This is a genomic window from Lysobacter sp. Root604 (assembly GCF_001427505.1).
GTDB lineage: Bacteria > Pseudomonadota > Gammaproteobacteria > Xanthomonadales > Xanthomonadaceae > Lysobacter.
In genome coordinates this window covers 514,336-532,502 of record NZ_LMGS01000009.1, presented here as the reverse complement: position 1 = coordinate 532,502, position 18,167 = coordinate 514,336, and the positions used below count along the sequence as shown (strand labels likewise).

Below are 18,167 nucleotides of genomic sequence, written 5' to 3'. Positions count from 1 at the left end.
GCGGCCCAAGCGGGTAAACTCATGGGCTAGATAGACCGGCCCACCGGCCGAAAGATGACAACGATGCACGGCCTCAATCCCCCCCAACGCGCCGCCGTCCTGCACACCGACGGCCCCCTGCTCGTGCTCGCCGGCGCGGGCAGCGGCAAGACGCGCGTGATCGTCGAGAAGATCGCCCACCTGATCGCCTCCGGGCGGATGCCGGCCAAGCGCATCGCGGCGATCACCTTCACCAACAAGGCCGCCAAGGAAATGAAGGAGCGCGTCGCCAAGCGCATCAAGGGCGACGCCGCGGAAGGCCTGACCATCTGCACCTTCCACGCCCTGGGCCTGCGCTTCCTGCAGATCGACCACGCCAAGGCCGGGCTGCGGCGCGGCTTCAGCGTGTTCGACAGCGACGACTCCGCCGCCCAGATCAAGGACCTGCTGCCGCCCGGCAGCAAGCCCGACGTGCTGGACAACATGCGCAACCTGATCTCGCGCGCCAAGAACGCCGGCCTCTCGCCCGAGGAGGCGCTGAACCTGGCCGCCAGCCCGCGCGAGATGGAGGCCGCGCTGCTGTACCAGCGCTACCAGCAGCGCCTGAGCACCTTCAATGCGGTCGACTTCGACGATCTGATCCGCCTGCCGGTGCAGATGCTGGAAGCCGACGAAGAGCTGCAGCTGGCCTGGCGCGAGCGCATCGGCTACCTGCTGGTGGACGAGTGCCAGGACACCAACGACGCCCAGTACCGCCTGCTCAAGTGCCTGGCAGGCACGCGCGGCCTGTTCACCTGCGTGGGCGACGACGACCAGTCGATCTATGCCTGGCGCGGCGCCAATCCCGACAATCTGCTGGAGTTGGGCAAGGACTATCCGACCCTGGAGATCGTCAAGCTGGAGCAGAACTACCGCTGCAGCAACCGCGTGCTGCGCGCGGCCAACACCCTGATCGCGAACAATCCGCACGAGCACCCCAAGACGCTGTGGAGCGAGCAGGCCGACGGCGAGCGGATCCGGGTCTGGGAATGCCGCGACAGCGCCCACGAGGCCGAGAAGGTCGCCAGCGAGATCCACTTCCTGGCCCAGAAGCACAGCGCGCCCTGGAGCGACTTCTGCATCCTGTTCCGCGGCAACCATCAAAGCCGCGCGCTGGAAAAAGCGCTGCAGTTGCTGCGCGTGCCCTACCACCTCAGCGGCGGCACCGCGTTCCTGGAGCGCCACGAGGTCAAGGATGCGCTGTCCTGGCTGCGCCTGATCGCCAATCCCGACGACGACGCCGCGTTCCTGCGCGCGGTCACCTCGCCCAAGCGCGAAGTCGGCGCGACCACGCTGGCCAAGCTCGCCGAGCTGGCGCAGCAGGCGCACATGCCGATGTCGCGCGCGGCCGAATCGGTGGGCGCGCTCAAGCAGCTGCCGCCGCGCGCGGCCAACGCGCTGGACGGTTTCGTCAACATCGTGCGTTCGCTGCGCGGCGAAGCCCAGCGCATCAGTCCGGCCGAACTGGTGCGCGTGTTGGGCGAGCGCAGCGGTCTGCTGGCGGCGATCCGCGCCCAATGCAAGGACGAGGCCAGCTTCCAGCGTCGCAAGCAGAACCTGGAGGAACTGTCGGACTGGTTCGACGGCGGCAAAGGCGCCGGCCCGGGCGAACTGGCCGCGCAGCTGGCCCTGCTGTCGCACGCCGACAAGGGCGAGGCCGGCAACCAGGTGCGCCTGATGAGCCTGCATGGCGCCAAGGGCCTGGAATTCCGCTACGTGTTCATCGTCGGCGTCGAGGAAGGCAATCTGCCGCACGAGGCCAGCATCGAGGAAGGCCGCCTGGACGAGGAACGCCGCCTGATGTACGTGGGCATCACCCGCGCCAAGGAGGCCCTGTACCTGTCGCACTCGCGCGAGACCCAGCGCTGGGGCGATCGCATCCGCCTGCAGCCCAGCCGCTTCATCGAGGAGCTGCCGGTGGGCGAGTTGCAGCGTGACGGCGCCGACCCGGTCGCCGACGCGGCGCGCAAGCAGGAGCGCGCCAGCGCCGGCTTCGCCGCGATCAAGGCGCTGCTGGAAGGCTGAGCCGCGCAGCATCGAGCATCACCATGACCGACGATCGCAACGCGCTGCGCATCCGCGACATCGCACCCGGCGACCACGCCGCGGTGCTGGCGCTGAATCTGGAATCGGAAGCGCTGCTGAGCCCGATGGACGGCGCGCGCCTGCTCGAGCTGCTGCAGGAAACGGCCTACCACCGCGTGCTGGTCGACGACGGCGATCGCGTGCTCGCCTTCCTGCTCGCGTTTCGCGAGGGCTGCGGCTACGACAGCCCGAACTACCGCTGGTTCCAGGCCCACTACCCGCATTTTCTGTACATCGATCGGATCGCGGTGTCTTCGACGCAGCAGGGGCGCGGACTGGGCGCGGTGCTGTATCGCGACCTGTTCGCGTTCGCGCGGGCCAGCGGCACCGCCGCGGTAGCCTGCGAGTTCTACAGCCAGCCCCTGAACGAGGGCTCCAGTCGTTTCCACGCCAAATTCGGTTTCAGCGAAGTCGGCACGCAGTGGGTGGCCGAGGGCCGCAAACAGGTTTCGCTGCAGATCGCCGCGCTCTAGCGGCGCGCATGGGATTGCGCCGCAATCACGGTTGCGGGATGGTGCGAATCCCTGCCCCGGTTTGGACACGAGCATGCCTGTTCCCGCCGTCTTGTCGCGTAGCGCTCTCGTTATCGCCCTGCTCGCCGCCGATCCGGCCTGGAGCGGCGAACGCCCCGAGTTCCTGAAGTCCCCCGACCCCGCCGCCGCCAGCCTGCCGTTCTCCGAAGCGGTACGCAGCGGCGACCTGCTGTTCCTGTCCGGTCAGATCGGCACCGCCGCCGGCAAGAACGAACTCGTCGCCGGCGGCATCGCCGCCGAATCCGACCGCACCCTGCAACGCATCCAGGAAGTCCTGGAACGCCACGGCGCCTCGATGCGCGACGTGATCAAGTGCACCGTGTTCCTGGCCGACATCAAGGAATGGCCGGCCTTCAACGAGGTCTACCGCCGCCACTTCCAGGCCCCGTACCCGGCGCGCAGCGCGTTGGCCGCATCCGGCTTGGCGATGAACGCCCGCGTCGAAGTGGAATGCATCGCGCAGGCGCCCAAGCGCTGACGTTGCGCCGCTAGCTAGCCAGCAACTCACGAGCACACGAGCAGCCCCGCCGCAACCACTGTTGCTGCGGCTGCGGCTGCGGCTGCGGCTGCGGCTGTTGCTGTTGCTGTTGCTGTTGCTGTTGCTGTTGCTGTTGCTGTTGCTGTTGTCGCGGCATTCAAATCCAAAAGCCCCGCACTCACACGACCAGTCGTAGACCCGAAGGGCGGCGCGCAGGACGCGCGCCGTTTTTCGAATGGACAGGGAGGTCCATTCGAAAAATCCCGGCGCCAGCTCCGAACCCGCAGGGGAGGTTTGGTCACGCTAGCCCTTCTCTTTGGTTACGTTTGACCGAAGGGAATCCAGGCGGACTCTTGGGCTAGCAAGAGAAAGTGACCTGCATGCATAGCAGGCGGGAGCTTTTGACCTTTGTCCAGAAGAAGCAACAGCAAAGCAAAAGCAAATCCTCCCCAACCCTCCTTTTCCAAAGGAGGGAGCTAAGAGCAAGAGCTTGCTAGTGTTCAGCCGCGCACGAACCTGCGGTTCGTAAGCTGCGCGGCTTCACCCTTTTCCAAAGGAGAGAGCCAAGAGCAAGAGAAAGTGACCCGCATGCGTAGCAGGCGGAAGCCTTTGACCTTCGTCAAGAAGAAGCGACAGCAAAGCAGAAGCAAATCCTCCCCAACCCTCCTTTGATAAAGGAGGGAGCTAAGAGCAAGAGCCTGCTGCGTTCAGCCGTGCACGAACCTGCGGTTCGTAAGCCGCACGGCTTCACCCTTTTTCAAAGGAGGGAGCCAGAAGCAAGAGAAGTGAGCATTTCCGAGGGAGGAAACCAACGCCCAAAGAACAAGAGCGGCCAACCGCCCCACGCATGGCCCAGCGCGCACCTCGGCTACACTTCAGCCCTTTCCAAGCCTCGGATCGCGCATGCACACCCGCGCCCTCACCCTCTCCGTCCTCGCCTGCGCCCTCGCCCTGGGCGCCTGCAAACGCACCGAACCCGCCGCCGAATCCGCCAAACCGGCCGAGCCTGCAGCGGCGGCCGCGCCGGCTAACGCCGCTGCCAGCGCCGCACCCACGACGCCGGCCGGCCCCGGTGCCGACGACAACCTCAACGCCGTGCTCTGGGTGCAGACCTCGGCCGAGTACCGCGCCGCCACCGAAACCGTCTACCGCGCCGCCGCCGACAAGCTGGACGTCGCGCTGAAGCAGAAGAACTGGGACGCCCTGGTACCGGACGAACGCGGCAACGCCGCCACCGGCCTGGCGCCGGCCGTGGTCATGGACGTGGACGAGACCGTGTTGGACAACTCGCCCTACCAGGCGCGCCTGGTCCGCGACGGCAAGCAATACGACGAAGTCAGCTGGGACGCCTGGGTCGCCGAGAAGAAGGCCAAGCCGCTGCCGGGCGTGGTCGACTTCGCCAAGGCCGCCAACGCCAAAGGCGTGACCGTGCTGTATCTGTCCAACCGCGCCGAGCACCTGCAGGCCGCCACCCTGGCCAACCTGCGCGCGGTCGGCATGCCGGTGAAGGACGACAGCGTCTTCCTGGGCCTGGGCACCTTCGTCGAAGGCTGCGAGCAGAACGGCAGCGAGAAGAATTGCCGGCGCAAGCTGGCCGGGCAGAAGTACCGCGTGCTGATGCAGTTCGGCGACCAGCTCGGCGACTTCGTGCAGGTGGTGGCCAACACTCCGGACGGCCGCAACCAGCTGCTGGAGCAGTACCACGACTGGTTCGGCGAGCGTTGGTGGATGCTGCCCAACCCGACCTACGGTTCCTGGGAGCCGGCGCTGTTCAACAACGCCTGGGACCAGCCCAGCGAGGCGCGTCGGGCCAGCAAGCGCGCGGCGCTGAACGTCGCGCCCTGAGGCCACGGCGCCGGCTTTGGCGCATCGCAGCATGGCGCCGCCATTTAAAATCAATGTTTTAGCGGACTTAATTTCAGGTATTGCATTAACTTCGTGGGCGACGTAGTCTGCTCCCGTCCGGCCTAGGCCGGAGCCATGCCACAACTCGAAATCCCGGCCTCGGCCGGTTTATAAGGAGGCCCAGCGCCTCCTTTTTTTATGCGCGACGTCCACGAGGCCAACCCGGGATGCCCCGGCATGGCCGCCACGAAGACAGACGATCGGCGAAATAGCCGCACCATTGGCCACCATTGGCCGCTTTTAGTCGAATGCAGCCGCCGACCTTGCCCAATCCGTCGGCAATGCCTGTGTCGCCTGCGCGGACCAGGATCCGGAACCGACTTGGCTTGTGGCCGACCCCGGCGCCGGCCAAGATGCCGCTTGCGACTGGGGAGCCGCCTCATGCCACCGATTCGACGCGCCTTGGCCGCGTTGCTGCTGATCGTCGTCGCCTGCGGCGGCTGCGATCGCGCGCCGCTGAGCGACCACGACGCGCCGCCCAAGCTGCCCGCCGAAGCGGTGCAGCAACTGGTGCGCGACCTGCGCCGCAACGATCTGGCCGGCTATGCGCGCCATGCGGTGCCGCCGGCCCTGCACGACCGCCTCGAAACCGCCTGGCGCGAGGGCCGCACCACCTGGCCGCTGACCGAGCTGCCGCTGGAGGATCGCCTGCCCGGCTTCCTGCAGGCCCTGGCCGCGCCCGGCGCGGAGAAGAAACTGCAGGCCGTCTACCAGCGCCAGTTCGCCGGCGCTCACGCGGAACTGCGCTCGGCCGCCGCCACCCTGGGCCTGTTCGCGACCCAGTACGTGCGCAGCGAAGGCGACTACAGCACCGAGGAACGCGACCACTACGCCCAGCTGATCGGCGCGATCAGCGCCTGGGGCCAGCGCGCGCCGCTGGGCGATCCCAAGCGCGCGCGCGTCGCGATCGCGCAGCTGGCCGCGGCCGCGCGCCAGACCGGCCTCACCGGCGCCGACGCGCTGCGCCTGACCGGCATGGACCGCAGCCTGGAACGGCTGGGCCCGTTCTTCGGCCGCTTCAAGCAGACCCTGGTCGGCTACGGGCTGAACATCGACGCCAGCCTGGACCGGGTCGAGGCGACCCTGGCCGAACAGACCGGCGAGCGAGCACGCGTGCGCATCCGCTACACCATGGCCGACCAACCGATCGACGCCTATGTGCGGGTCGAACGCCACGACGGCCGCTGGTACCTCAGCGACGTGCTGCGCCACGCCGAGGCCGAGGCCAACCGCACCGCCAGCGCGCGCAGCGCCCAGCCGCACGCGCCCGTCGCCAAGACCGCGCCCTAGGTCGCGCGCGGCCAGCGCGCGCATGGCGATGCCCGCGTCGCGCGACGCCGTCGCGTCCCCGCGAGCAGCCCCAATCCGAATGGGCATAATGGCGCCGATGCCGAAACAAACGCCCCTGCCTTTCCCCAACGCCGAACCGGCCCGTCCGGACGGCGCCACGCCCAGCGCGACCACCGCCGACGACAGTCTGGTCGAGCCCGGAGCCGACCCAGCGACCGCGCCTGAAGCCAGCGAAGCCGACATCTTCACCGCCGAAGCCGGCACGTTGGCCGACGTAAGCGCGGACGCCGCAACGCCAGAGCACGCCCCGGCAGAGGCCGAGCGGCCGCCGGCCGCCGAAATCGCCGCCGCCGACCGCGCTGCGACCGAGCACGACCCGGACCAGCCCGAACTGCCGATGCCGCCGCCTCCGCCGCCCGTGGTCGAGACGCGTGCGCTACCGCCTGCACGCCGCCCCTGGTGGGCCAAGCTGCTGGGCCGCCTGATGGCGCCGTGGGTGCAGCTGACCATCGAGCCTAAGTCGCCGTCCGAGCACGTGGCCGAGGAGTGGAACGGCCGCCCGGTCTGCTACGTGCTCGAGGACTACGGCCTGTCCAATGCGCTGATCCTGGAGCGCGCCTGCCGCGAGAGCGGCCTGCCCTCGCCGCTGCAACCGCTGCCGGGCGATCCGCTCGGCCGCAAGCGCGCCTATGTCGCGCTGTCGCGCCGCAACGCCGGCGGCACCCTGGCGCCGCTGCAATCCCTGGGCGAATCGCTGGGCGCGGCCACGCCGCAACCGCCGCCGGCCAAGACCCACTCCGGCTCGCTCGCGCGCCTGCTCGATGCGCACCGCGCCGATCCGGAACTGGACGTGCAGCTGGTGCCGGTGTCGATCTTCGTCGGTCGCGCGCCCGATCGCAGCACGGGCTGGTTCTCGGTGCTGTTCTCGGAAAACTGGACCCTGGTCGGCCGCTTCCGCCGCCTGCTCGCGATCCTGCTCAACGGCCGCCATACCCTGGTGCGTTTTTCGCCGCCGGTCTCGCTGCGCGGCATCGTCGGCGAAGGCCTGCCGGCCGAACGCACGGTGCGCAAACTCTCGCGCGTGCTGCGCACCCACTTCCGCCGCATCCGCGCCGCGGTCATCGGCCCGGATCTGTCGACCCGCCGCCTGCTGGTCGATCAGGTGCTCGCGTCCGAACCGGTTAAGGACGCGATCGCCGACCAGGCCCGACGCGACAACAGCTCGCCGGTCGACGCCTGGAAGAAAGCGCATGCGATCGCCTATGAGATCGCGGCCGACTATTCGCACCCGGTGGTGCGCTCGGCCAGCTTCCTGCTCACTCCGGTCTGGAACCGCATCTACCGCGGCGTGCTGGTCCACCACCTGGACAAGCTCAAGCAGGAAGCGCCCGGCTTCGAAGTGGTCTACGTGCCCTGCCATCGCAGCCACATGGACTATCTGCTGCTGAGCTACCTGCTCTACACCAAGGGCATCGTGCCGCCGCATATCGCCGCCGGCGCCAATCTCAACCTGCCCGTGGTCGGCACCATCCTGCGCAAGGGCGGCGCGTTCTTCCTGCGCCGCAGCATCCGCGGCAGCGCGCTGTATTCGGCGGTGTTCTCCGAGTACGTGGCGCAGCTGGTCGCGGGCGGCTATTCGATCGAGTACTTCATCGAAGGCGGGCGCTCGCGCACCGGCCGGCTGCTGCCGCCCAAGGGCGGCATGATCGTGATGACCGTGCGCGGCTTCCTGCGCCAGCCCACCCGGCCGGTGCTGTTCCAGCCGGTCTACATCGGCTACGAGAAGCTGATGGAAGGCAACAGCTACCTCGACGAGCTGTCCGGCAAGCCCAAGGAAAAGGAATCGATCTGGCAGCTGCTATGGGGCATCCCCAAGGTGCTGCGCTCCAACTACGGCCAGGTGGTGGTGAACTTCGGCGAGCCGATCCGGCTCAACGACGTGCTCGCCGAGCACGCGCCGGAATGGGACGGCCGACCGGTCGGCGAGGACGACAAGCCGCAGTGGCTGTCGGACACTGTCGCCGCGCTGGCCGAACGCATCCAGGTCAACGTCAACCGCGCCGCCGACGTCAATCCGATCAACCTGCTGGCGCTGGCCCTGCTGTCCACGCCCAAGCACGCCATGGGCGAGGCCGACCTGCTGGCCCAGATCGCGCTGTCCAAGACCCTGCTGGCCGAGCTGCCGTATTCCGACCGCGTCACCGTCACCCCGCACACGCCGCAGGAAATCGTCGCCCACGGCGAAGAGATCAACGTGCTCGAGCGCATCGCCCATCCGCTGGGCGACGTGCTGGGCGTGGACGGCGAAGACAAAGCGGTGCTGCTGAGCTACTTCCGCAACAATGTGCTGCACCTGTTCACCGGCGCGTCGTGGATCGCGTGCTGCTTCCAGCACAACCGCCGCATGAGCCTGGCCGGCGTGCTGCGCCTGGGCCGCAGCGTGTACCCGTTCCTGCAGGCCGAGCTGTTCCTGCCCTGGACCGAGGACGAATTCGCCCAGCGCCTGACGCTGACGGTCGAGGTGTTCATCCGCGAAGGCCTGCTGGAACGCGTGAGCGACGACGACGGCGGCATCCTGGCGCGCAACGCCGGCCAGACCGACGAAGTGTTCCGCCTGCGCGCGATCGGCCACTCGCTGCAACAGGCCTTCGAGCGCTACTACATCGCCATTTCGGTGCTGGTGAAGAACGGCCCGGGCACGATGTCGGCGGGCGAACTGGAAAGCCAGTGCCAGCTCGCCGCGCAGCGCCTGTCGCTGCTGTACGCGCCGGCCGCGCCGGAGTTCTTCGACAAGACCCTGTTCCGCGGCTTCATCCAGAAGCTGCGCGAGCTCAAGCTGGTCTGGCCCGACAGCAACGGCAAGCTCGCCTTCGACGCGCGCCTGGACGCCTGGGCCAAGGACGCCAAGGTCATCCTCGGCCGCGAGCTGCGCCACACCATCGAGAAGATCAGCCCCGAGATGGCCAAGCCGGCGGCGACGGATAACGTCGAACCGGCCTAAGAAAGCGTGCCGGCTTCGTTTCGCGCGCGAAGCCTCGATGACAACGATTCAACATGCGATCGCGCCCTTCAGCGTGCGCAGATCAATGGGGACCTTATGAAACGACTCGTGGCTCTTGTCGCGCCCGTCATTGGGCTGTATGCGTTCGCGGCCTGTTCGCCAGCGCTCGCCAACGACGACGCTCAACACGGCTTTACGGAGGAGCAAACGCGGCTGGCCGCAAGCTTGCCCGTCTATGTGATACCGCAGCACCCGCGCCTGCGTCCTCAGATGTTCATCACCTCGGTGTCCGGTCCGCATGCGTCAAGCATGGGCCGTATCGGAAACTTCACCATCACCGGATTCCCGCCCGCCGAGGCCGCCAGCCTGAGCGCCCTCGTGGGCGCCGGCGCTGGGGCGCAAGTGCTCTCGGCTGCGGTCATAATGGAACAAGGCCGCGGACGCGCGCAACGCAATTTCGACGCGGTCCAGCAAGCCCGCTGCGATCTACCGGTCGACGACCTGCAGAGGGCGGTGGTCGACTCCATACGACGATCCTCATGGGGCGCCACGACCAATGCGAAAACCGAATTTTTCGTCGACGGCTCGCTCGACCGCAAGCGCTTGCCTCCCAAGGATGAACCCAGATTGGTTTTCGTCGTAGGCGCCGGCTTTTCCGTCGACTTCGCCCATCTGATGACCACTGTGGACGTGCTCGCTTACGCTCCCGAAGGTTCCGGCTCTGCCTGGAAGCGCGAATCCCGATGGCTTTACAGCTTCGTGGCGGTTTCGGATCCGATACAGCTGGATGCGAAAACAACCGCGGACATAGACGCCATGACCCGGGCCGAGTACAGCCGTTACGCCCTCACGGGCAATGAGGCCCTGGTCAGAAAAGTCAACAACGCGGGCTTCTACGCCGAGAAGACCGAACGACGAAAGGCCACTGTGGCTGCAACGATGCACAAGCAGAACCTGAAGGTCTCCGCGGAAACCGAATGGTCGCCGGACGCGAGGGGATTGCGCAGCAGCCAACTGTGGGCGGAGAACGACTGTGCGCGCACGCGGGACGCGTTGGTGCGCAACACGGAGGAGATCAGTCGGATGCTCGGCGCCCTGTACGCGCAGAAACTCCCGCTGGAAAAAGCGCCAGCGGAAGCCACGCAAGCGGCCACCTCGTCGGGCCAGCGCTATATCTACGCACTTCCTGGCGGGCTGTACGTTTCCCGCAACGAGAAGCTCGCCGTGGACTTGGCTAACCGCCATTACTTGATGCCCGACTGATGCCGATGGTCGCGGCGCGCCTGCCTTCGCCGCTATGCATCCATCGCAGTCTTGCGGTACCGGCTGGGTCCGGCGCTGGAACACGCCGGCTTCCAGGATGAGGCATCGTCCGCGGGAGAGAGCCCGGCGACGCCCTTACGTTGCGATCGTCGCCGGCGCGGCGCGCCCTCAGGGATGAGCCGCCTTCGCCTCGGGCAGGCCGACTTCCAGCGTCAGCGACGCGTTGTGGCTTTCCCACAAGGTCGGATCGATCTTCTCGTGGAGGGTCACGAACAGCAGGTACAGGCCCGCCTGGCTCGGACGGAACGCGATCTCGCCGGCGGCGTCGGCGCGCAGGTTGCTGTCGCGCACGTTTTCCACGTCGTACAGATCGCCGTCGCGGTGGGTGACGTAGTGCTCGTTGTCCGCCACCACCACCATGCGCGCGTTCGGCACCGGCTTGCCGTCGCGCAGCACGCGCAGGCGCAGCGTGCCGCCCAGCATGAGACGGTTGGGCGAGGACAAGGGGATGATCTCCACGCCGGCGTTCGACGGACGCGGCGTGTACGCGGGCTCGCCCTTGGCAAGATAAGTGTCCGCGCTGCTGAAGTATTTCAGCGACGTGGCCGCGCCCTGTTTGCGCGCGATGTCGTCGGAGAAATAGAGCTTGCCGTCCGCGGTTTCCACGGCCTTGTACGTCGGCCCCGGACGCACGCCGGTGCTGATCCGGTAGGTACCGTCGTGCGCCAGGGTCGGCTCCAGATAGACCGCACCGCGGGTTTTCGCGCTGGCCTTGATCGCCGCCTGCGTGCCGTCCGGCGCGGTGATCGAGAAGTTCGGCGAGTCCATCGCGAAGTCGGCCTGGAACGGAAACTCCGTGAAGGCCGATTCCACCTGCACGCGTGGGTTGAGCACGTTGAACTGGTTGGGCTTGAGGAAGGGCACGTGCGCGGCGGCGGACGCGGTCGCCAGGCACAGGGCCAGGCCACCGAGGGCGGTCTTCAATCGGGTCATGGGGGATCCGGAATGGGGAGGGAATCGCGCCGACGATTCTAGACGCTGGTCGGCCCAAGCCCGGTGCGCGCTTGCTAGGATGCGACGTCGTCCGCCAGGAAGGATCCGATGAGCGTTTCCACCGCCAGCCCGGTCGCCGAGCGCGCGCCCGCGCAGCGCACCTGGTTGGAAATTCCGCTGCTCTCCGCGCGCCTGCTGTGGCGGCACTGGCCGGCGTTGGCGTTCTGGTTCTTCGCCCAGCGGGTCTGCTACGACCTGCTAATGAACCTGGCGGTCAAGCTGGGCGAACGCTCGGTGCTGATGTCCTTCGCCGCGCTGTCGGTGCTGATCGTGACCCAGTTGGTGGGCACCATCTTCATGTTCCAGTCGCTGCGCCCGTCGCTGCCGATGCTGGCCCACGGAGCGGTCACGCCGGACACCAAGGCGGTGCGCAAGCAATGGATCACCGCGCTGGCGATCGCGCTGCTGCCGTTCTTCGCCTACTACGTGGGTTGGGGATTGCTGGAAGGCCTGCGCCGCTACTTCGCCACCGCCTACCTCTTCAGCGTATGGGAACGCGAGGATCTGCTGCACGTGCTCAGCCTGAAGGGCCTGTGGATCGCGCTCGCGATCGCCTGGGCGGTGCGTTGGTTCAGCCAGCGCCGCGCCAAGGCCACCGGCCATGCCTCGTGGACCGTACTGGCGACGGTGTGCGAGGCCTACTGGGTGTTCGTGGGCGTGGCCGCGATCGGCCAGGCGATCCAGACCGGCAAGGACTGGTGGCACGAACGCGCGGTGTACGTGGCGGTGGGCGAATGGTGGGAAAGCCCGACCGCGCTGTTCCAACTGTTGGCGCCGGCCAAGCGCGCCTTGGCGCCGCTGTGGGATTTCCTGACCACCGCCGCCGGCGCGGTGGCGCTGCCGCTGATCTGGTTGGCGATCACCGCGATCGTGTACGGCATCGATCTGCGCAAGGCCCAGCGCCTGGACCAGGCGGATGCGCCACTGGAGCGCGCGGTCGCGCGCTTCAAGTCCATGCATTTCACCTTGCGCATGCTCGCCGACAAGGCCAGCGCGGGCTGGACCAGCAAGGGCGTGCCGGTGGTCAACAGCCTGCGCCTGGTGCTGCGCGCGGGCCTGCCGGCGCTGCTGACGCTGTGCGTGTGCTGGCAGCTGCTGGCGTATCTGGATTCGTGGTCGTGGCGCTGGATGCAGCAACTGGTCGGCCCCAAGGACCCGGCCTGGCAAAGCGTCGAGGGCCAGATCTACGCGGTGTTCCTCAACACGCCGCTGTCGTTCCGCACCTCGCTGCTGACCGACGTGTTGCGCGTGGTGCTGCTGGCGGCGACCTTCGATCGCGCGATCGCGCGCTTGCCGCGCGCGGGCTGAGACGATCGCTCACGGACTTCGCGCCGCGCTCTTACAACGAAAAATCGAGATAACGCCCGTCGGCTCTCTTGGTGTTCTTGAACTCGATGCGCGCGCGCAGCGCGTCAGGGCGCTGACCGCGCGGCAGCACGAATGCGTGCTGGAACGCGAACGGCCGCGCCGGCACCGCGATCACGCGCTTGAACGCGTCGTCGTAACCGCTGCCGCAGGTCTCCGGCAGGCGCGGCCCGGACAGGCGCGGCAGCGCGGCGCCGCCGGTGTCCCAGCGCCGCCCCTGGGCATCCACGATCGCGCCGCGGCACAGGTCGAGATCGCTGATCTTGGTGTCGGGATCGGGGATCACCTCGTAACGCAGCAGCAGCACCTCGGCATCCTTGCGCAGCGGGCCGCGCAGGCGCGGATCGCCGGCGATCATCGACTCGGCGGAGATCAACTTCCAGTGCGCGCCGGCGAAGGCGGTCCAATCGCCCTTGGCCGCAGTCACCGCCACGCTGGGATTGCGTTCGCGATACTGCCGCAGCGCATCGCGATAGGGCAGCCACAACGCCAGCGCGCCCAGCACGGCGGTGCCGAGCAGCCAGCCCGCGTTGCCTCGCCACCAGCCGGTCGCGGGGGCGGCGTTCGTCGTCGTCGGTGTGGCGTTCACAGGCGCAGGTCCAATACGGGTTTGGCGTCGGCGATCAGCTTGCCGGCGGCCGTTTTATCCAAGCCCAAGTCGACATCGACCAGACTGTCGCCCCCCACCGGCAAACCGTTGCCCCAATACAGCTGCAGGTGCGCGCCCTCGATCTGCTCCGGCGGCAGCTCGAAGAACCACGCGCCTTCCTCGGCCAGGCCCGGCGCCAGTTCGCGCTCGCTGAGGTTGAAGCCCTTGAGCTTGGGGCGTTCCTTGTTGGAAGCGACGTAGACCAATCCGTCGCGGGTGCGCAGCTGCGCGGTCAGGTAACCCGGACGCTGCAGCGCTTCGACCTTGGCCAGCACCGACAGCCACACGCCGGGGCTGCGCAGGGTGCGGTCCTCGGAATCGCCGTAGTCGCCCTTGAGCAGATAGGCATGGGCGACCTTGAGCCGGCCGACCTCGACCGCGAAATTGCGCCCGACCGCGCGCGCGGCCGGCGCCGATTGCAGCAGGGGCGCGTCGCGCTGTTCGTAATCGGACTGGCCCTTGCGCAGCGCGACCACCGCGACCAGCGCCAGCGCGATCCACAGCGCGTCGCGCCAACGCCAACGCAGCAAGGGCCGGCGCGGCGCGGCGGCGGGCTGCGACGCGCTCACGGCGCCACCAGCCGGTCGCGCAGGTCCTGCACGGGCAGATCGAGTTTGGCCAAGGGCTCGCCCTGCACCCAGGCGCCCTCGTCGTTGAGATGGGCCTTGGCCTTGTAGTCGCGCGCGAACAGGCCGAAGGTCTGGCGCGACGCGTAGACGTAATCCGGCGGCAGCTTCCAGACCAGATCCACGCGCTGAGTCATGCGCGGATGCAGATCGGCGATCACGCTGTGGTCGTCGGCCATCAGCAGATTGTCGGCCTGCACCAGCTCGCGCTGGGCCGATACCAGGACCAGGTCCTTGTGCGGATAGCCGAAGCCGCCGAAGCTGCGCCCGGTGCGGTTCTCGATATCGGTTTGCAGCACCAGGTAAAGCTGGTTCGGTTCGACCTGCCCACCCGGACGGTAGCGCGCCACCCAGGCGCGCAGCGGCGTCACCGCCATCGCGCCGGATTGCACGCGCTGGCCAGCCGAGTACTGCGGCAGGGGCTTGGTCTGGCTCTTGGCCCGCTTGAATCCGCCCAGTGCGAAAGTGACGACCAGCGCCACCGCGGCGAGGGCGGCGGCGGCTTGCCACCACGGGTTGCGCGCCGCGCCGATCAGTTCGTCCTTGTTCGCCATGCAATAGCCCGTTGCGAGTGCACGCACCGTAGCACAGGGCTAGCGACCGGCTGCAGCCACGCACGTCACCAAATGCGCACGACGGCCGCCATGCGCGCACGGCGCCGGCGGCGGCTTTCGCGAGCGGCGCCTAGGCCGGTTCGTCGGGAATCAAGGCGCTTTCCAGACGCGCGATGCAGTCCTTCAACCACAGCTTGCGCTTCTTCAAACGCTTGACCGTGAGTTCGTCGGCATCGGTGTCCTGGGCCAGGCGATCGATGGCTGCGTCCAGGTCGCGATGTTCCAGCCGTAGCTCGGCCAGCTTGCGTGCTATTTCGGCGGGATCGTCGCTTTCGATCATGCGCTGAGCTTAACGCGCGGCGATGGCGTCGCCATATGTCCGTCGCTCATCGCCTTACGCGCCGCCCTCCGCGCGCCGCATCGGATGCGTAAAAGCGCCACACCCGTAGCACCCGGGCGGCACGCGGCTGACGCCTGTCCGTTGACTGAATAGTAAAAATTTCGTTCATATTTTGTTAGAGGATCGTTTGCCTATCCTGCAGCCGCGGATCGCCCGCACACCTAAGGAGAGGTCGATGGATCGGTTTTCGAATCGCTTGGTTCTGATATCCGCTTTCGCGTTGCTCGCCTGCGCCTCGCCGCTGGCCCTGGCCAAGAACGTGGTCATCCAGGGCGAACGCGGCACCCGCTGGTGTTGTCCGGACGGCAAGAAGGGCCCGGACTGCAAGCAATTCCCGGCCGGCGTTCCGCTGGGCGCCGACTGCAAGCTCAATATCGTGATCGCCCCCGACCCCAGCATCACCCCGACCCAGGCGCCCGTGCGCGACAGCCACGAGCTGACGCTGAAGCCGGTGGCGGAGGAGAGCCCGGCCCCGGTTAGCGGCAAGGAAGTACCCGCGCGCAAATGATCGCTCCCGCCGACCGCCCCGCAGAACGGGCGGCGGCTTTCGGCGGCAGGCGTCGGTTTTGCCGCCACGACGGCGCGGTCCACCGCGCCGTTCGTTTGGGCGCGGACCGGTCGCGGCCCAGGCTCGGATCGCAGCCGCCCCATGGCTGCCCGTAGAATGGACGGTCTGATGAGCACGATCCTGCCCCTAGCCGAACCCCAGCGCCACGTCCGCGCCGACCAGCGCCGCGGCCACGAACATCAGCGCCTGGGCAAACGCCTGCGCCACCAGGTCGGCCGCGCGATCGCCGATTTCGGCATGATCGAGGACGGCGACAAGGTCATGGTCTGCCTGTCCGGCGGCAAGGACAGCTACACCCTGCTGGACATCCTGCTGCAGTTGCAGAAGAAGGCGCCGGTCCGGTTCGAACTGGTGGCGGTGAACCTGGACCAGAAGCAGCCCGATTTCCCCGAGCACGTGCTGCCGGCCTACCTGGAATCGGTGGGCGTGCCTTACAAGATCCTCGAGCAGGACACCTACTCGGTGGTGACCCGGGTGGTGCCCGAAGGCAAGACCATGTGCTCGCTGTGCTCGCGCCTGCGTCGCGGCGCCCTGTACACCTACGCCGAGCAGGAAGGCTTCACCAAGATCGCGCTGGGCCACCACCGCGACGACCTGGTCGCGACCTTCTTCCTCAACCTGTTCTTCCACGCCAAGCTCAGCGGCATGCCGCCCAAGCTGCTGTCCGACGACGGCAAGCACGTGGTGATCCGTCCGCTGGCTTACGTGCGCGAGGACGACATCGCGCAATACGCCGCGGCGCGCGAATTTCCGATCATCCCTTGCAATCTGTGCGGCTCGCAGGAGAACCTGCAACGCAAGCAGGTCAAGAAGATGATGGACGCCTGGGAGCGCGACACCCCGGGCCGGATCGAGACCATCGCCCGCGCCCTGGGCGATATCCGCCCTTCGCAACTGTCCGATCCCAAGCTGTTCGATTTTCTCGCCCTGGGCCGCCTGGGCCAGTTGCCGCTGCCGGACGCGCATGCATGGCTGGCCGGCGAACCGCACGAACAGGAAACGGGCACCGAGCCTGCGGCCATGTAAGACCCGGCCGCGGCTCCGCCCCGTTCCCCTTCCTCACTTTTCGGGACTTCGATGTTCTTTCGCAATCTGACGCTGTTCCGCTTCCCGACCACCACCAAACTCGACGAACTCGAAGCCGGCCTGGAGGAGTGCAAACTCAAGCCGGTCGGCCCGCTAGAGTTGTCCTCGCGCGGCTTCATCTCGCCGTTCGGGCGCGACGCCGAGGCCATGTCCAACCGCATCCAGGACGCGATCTGGGTCAGCGTCGGCGGCGAGGACCGGCTGTTGCCGGGCTCGGTGGTCAACGACATGCTGGCCAAGAAGCTGGCCGAGATCGAACAGAAGGAAGGCCGCAAGCCCGGCAGCCGCACCCGCAAGCGGCTCAAGGACGAGTTGATCGTCGACCTGCTGCCGCGCGCCTTCATCAAGCCCAGCCGCACTGACGCCCTGCTCGATCTGGAGCACGGCATCGTCGTGGTCGACACCTCCAGCCGCAAGAGCGGCGAGAACGTGGTCAGCGAGATCCGGCGCGCGCTCGGCAGTTTCCCGGCCCTGCCCTTGAACGCCGAAGTCGCGCCGCGCTCGATCCTGACCGGCTGGCTCGCCGGCGAACCGCTGCCCGAAGGCCTGACCCTGGGCGAGGAATGCGAGCTGCGCGACCCGATGGAACAGGGCGCGGTGGTCAAATGCCAACGCATGGAGCTGCAGGGCGACGAGATCAACAAGCACCTGGAAACCGGCAAGCAGGTCACGCGCTTGGCGCTGAACCTGGACGACCACGTGTCCTTCGTGCTCGGCGAAGACCTGGTGATCCGCAAGTTCAAGCTGCTCGACGGCGCGGTGGACACCCTGGAGAACACCGAGCGCGACGACCTGCGCGCCGAACTCGACGCGCGCTTCGCGCTGATGAGCGGCGAGGTCAAGCGCTTGTTCAATGTGCTGGAGCCGGCGCTGAAGTTGAGCAAGGCCGAGGCTTGATGGGTTGAGCCTGTGGGGAGGCCGGCCCGCGCGCTGGACTTCCGCCGCATGCGCTGCCCTCATCCGCCCTACGGGCACCTTCTCCCGCCAGCGGGAGAAGGGAGTGCAACCTCCCATCGCGCTTGCGCCTTCCAGCACGCTTACGCCTTCCATCGCGCTACGCKTTAGCCCCTCTCCCGCTCGCGGGAGAGGGGTTGGGGTGAGGGCCGGCTCGCGCATTGAACCTCCACCGCAKGCGCKGCCCTCATCCGCCCTACGGGCACCTTCTCCCGCCAGCGGGAGAAGGGACTGCAAACCTCSCATCGCGCTTACGCMTTCCAGCACGCTCACGCCTTCCATCGYGCCTACGCKTTAGCCCCTCTCCCGCTCGCGGGAGAGGGGTTGGGGTGAGGGCCG

16 protein-coding genes are annotated in these 18,167 nt (G+C 67.7%); 11 read left to right on the top strand and 5 right to left on the bottom strand.

Features of this window, described 5'->3' with window-relative positions; all coding sequences use genetic code 11:
• Nucleotides 1-63: 63 nt before the first annotated feature.
• The 7 genes from ASD69_RS10720 (at nt 64) to ASD69_RS10690 (ending at nt 10,573) form a co-directional block, all read left to right on the top strand.
• On the top strand, nt 64-2,043 hold the full coding sequence (locus tag ASD69_RS10720; RefSeq protein WP_056177658.1) for a UvrD-helicase domain-containing protein: 1,980 nt from the start codon (nt 64-66) through the stop codon (nt 2,041-2,043).
• A gap of 23 nt (nt 2,044-2,066) precedes the next feature.
• On the top strand, nt 2,067-2,576 hold the full coding sequence (locus tag ASD69_RS10715; protein ID WP_056177656.1) for a GNAT family N-acetyltransferase: 510 nt from the start codon (nt 2,067-2,069) through the stop codon (nt 2,574-2,576).
• A 73-nt stretch (nt 2,577-2,649) separates the two neighbouring features.
• Nucleotides 2,650-3,114, top strand: a complete 465-nt coding sequence (locus ASD69_RS10710; RefSeq protein ID WP_056177654.1) for a Rid family detoxifying hydrolase — start codon at nt 2,650-2,652, stop codon at nt 3,112-3,114.
• A 903-nt stretch (nt 3,115-4,017) separates the two neighbouring features.
• Nucleotides 4,018-4,959 carry a 5'-nucleotidase, lipoprotein e(P4) family gene (locus tag ASD69_RS10705; RefSeq protein WP_056177652.1) on the top strand — a complete coding sequence of 314 codons (942 nt, stop codon included), beginning with the start codon at nt 4,018-4,020 and terminating at the stop codon, nt 4,957-4,959.
• 441 nt (nt 4,960-5,400) lie between these two features.
• Nucleotides 5,401-6,309, top strand: coding sequence for a hypothetical protein (locus tag ASD69_RS10700; RefSeq protein WP_056177651.1), 909 nt, complete (start codon nt 5,401-5,403; stop codon nt 6,307-6,309).
• 97 nt (nt 6,310-6,406) lie between these two features.
• Nucleotides 6,407-9,310, top strand: a complete 2,904-nt coding sequence (plsB, locus tag ASD69_RS10695) for a glycerol-3-phosphate 1-O-acyltransferase PlsB (protein WP_235567199.1) — start codon at nt 6,407-6,409, stop codon at nt 9,308-9,310.
• A gap of 96 nt (nt 9,311-9,406) precedes the next feature.
• Nucleotides 9,407-10,573 carry a hypothetical protein gene (locus ASD69_RS10690; RefSeq protein ID WP_056177647.1) on the top strand — a complete coding sequence of 389 codons (1,167 nt, stop codon included), beginning with the start codon at nt 9,407-9,409 and terminating at the stop codon, nt 10,571-10,573.
• 168 nt (nt 10,574-10,741) lie between these two features.
• Here ASD69_RS10690 and ASD69_RS10685 read toward each other — a convergent pair whose 3' ends face one another.
• Nucleotides 10,742-11,566, bottom strand: a complete 825-nt coding sequence (locus tag ASD69_RS10685) for a DUF4198 domain-containing protein (RefSeq protein ID WP_157499147.1) — start codon at nt 11,564-11,566, stop codon at nt 10,742-10,744.
• A gap of 108 nt (nt 11,567-11,674) precedes the next feature.
• Between ASD69_RS10685 and ASD69_RS10680 the strand changes: the two genes are divergently transcribed.
• Nucleotides 11,675-12,934 carry a hypothetical protein gene (locus ASD69_RS10680; RefSeq protein ID WP_056177645.1) on the top strand — a complete coding sequence of 420 codons (1,260 nt, stop codon included), beginning with the start codon at nt 11,675-11,677 and terminating at the stop codon, nt 12,932-12,934.
• Nucleotides 12,935-12,965: 31 nt separating this feature from the next.
• On the opposite strand, the gene ASD69_RS10675 is transcribed toward ASD69_RS10680, so the two are convergent.
• The 4 genes from ASD69_RS10675 to ASD69_RS10660 form a co-directional block, all read right to left on the bottom strand.
• Entirely contained in the window at nt 12,966-13,580 is a 615-nt protein-coding gene (locus ASD69_RS10675; RefSeq protein WP_056177643.1) for a hypothetical protein, read from the bottom strand.
• Entirely contained in the window at nt 13,577-14,209 is a 633-nt protein-coding gene (locus ASD69_RS10670) for a hypothetical protein (protein WP_056177641.1), read from the bottom strand. The genes ASD69_RS10675 and ASD69_RS10670 overlap by 4 nt, the downstream gene beginning before the upstream one ends.
• On the bottom strand, nt 14,206-14,820 hold the full coding sequence (locus ASD69_RS10665; RefSeq protein WP_056177639.1) for a hypothetical protein: 615 nt from the start codon (nt 14,818-14,820) through the stop codon (nt 14,206-14,208). Before ASD69_RS10665 ends, ASD69_RS10670 begins: the two co-directional genes overlap by 4 nt.
• A gap of 130 nt (nt 14,821-14,950) precedes the next feature.
• Nucleotides 14,951-15,157 (bottom strand): DUF465 domain-containing protein, encoded by a 207-nt coding sequence (locus ASD69_RS10660; RefSeq protein ID WP_056179808.1) that lies wholly within the window; start codon nt 15,155-15,157, stop codon nt 14,951-14,953.
• 238 nt (nt 15,158-15,395) lie between these two features.
• Between ASD69_RS10660 and ASD69_RS10655 the strand changes: the two genes are divergently transcribed.
• From ASD69_RS10655 to ASD69_RS10645, 3 genes are all read left to right on the top strand, one after another.
• Nucleotides 15,396-15,728 (top strand): hypothetical protein, encoded by a 333-nt coding sequence (locus tag ASD69_RS10655; RefSeq protein WP_056177637.1) that lies wholly within the window; start codon nt 15,396-15,398, stop codon nt 15,726-15,728.
• A 156-nt stretch (nt 15,729-15,884) separates the two neighbouring features.
• Complete coding sequence (ttcA, locus tag ASD69_RS10650; RefSeq protein WP_056177635.1) at nt 15,885-16,814, top strand: tRNA 2-thiocytidine(32) synthetase TtcA; 930 nt, start codon at nt 15,885-15,887, stop codon at nt 16,812-16,814.
• Nucleotides 16,815-16,865: 51 nt separating this feature from the next.
• Nucleotides 16,866-17,771 (top strand): recombination-associated protein RdgC, encoded by a 906-nt coding sequence (locus ASD69_RS10645; RefSeq protein ID WP_056177633.1) that lies wholly within the window; start codon nt 16,866-16,868, stop codon nt 17,769-17,771.
• Nucleotides 17,772-18,167: the final 396 nt, after the last annotated feature.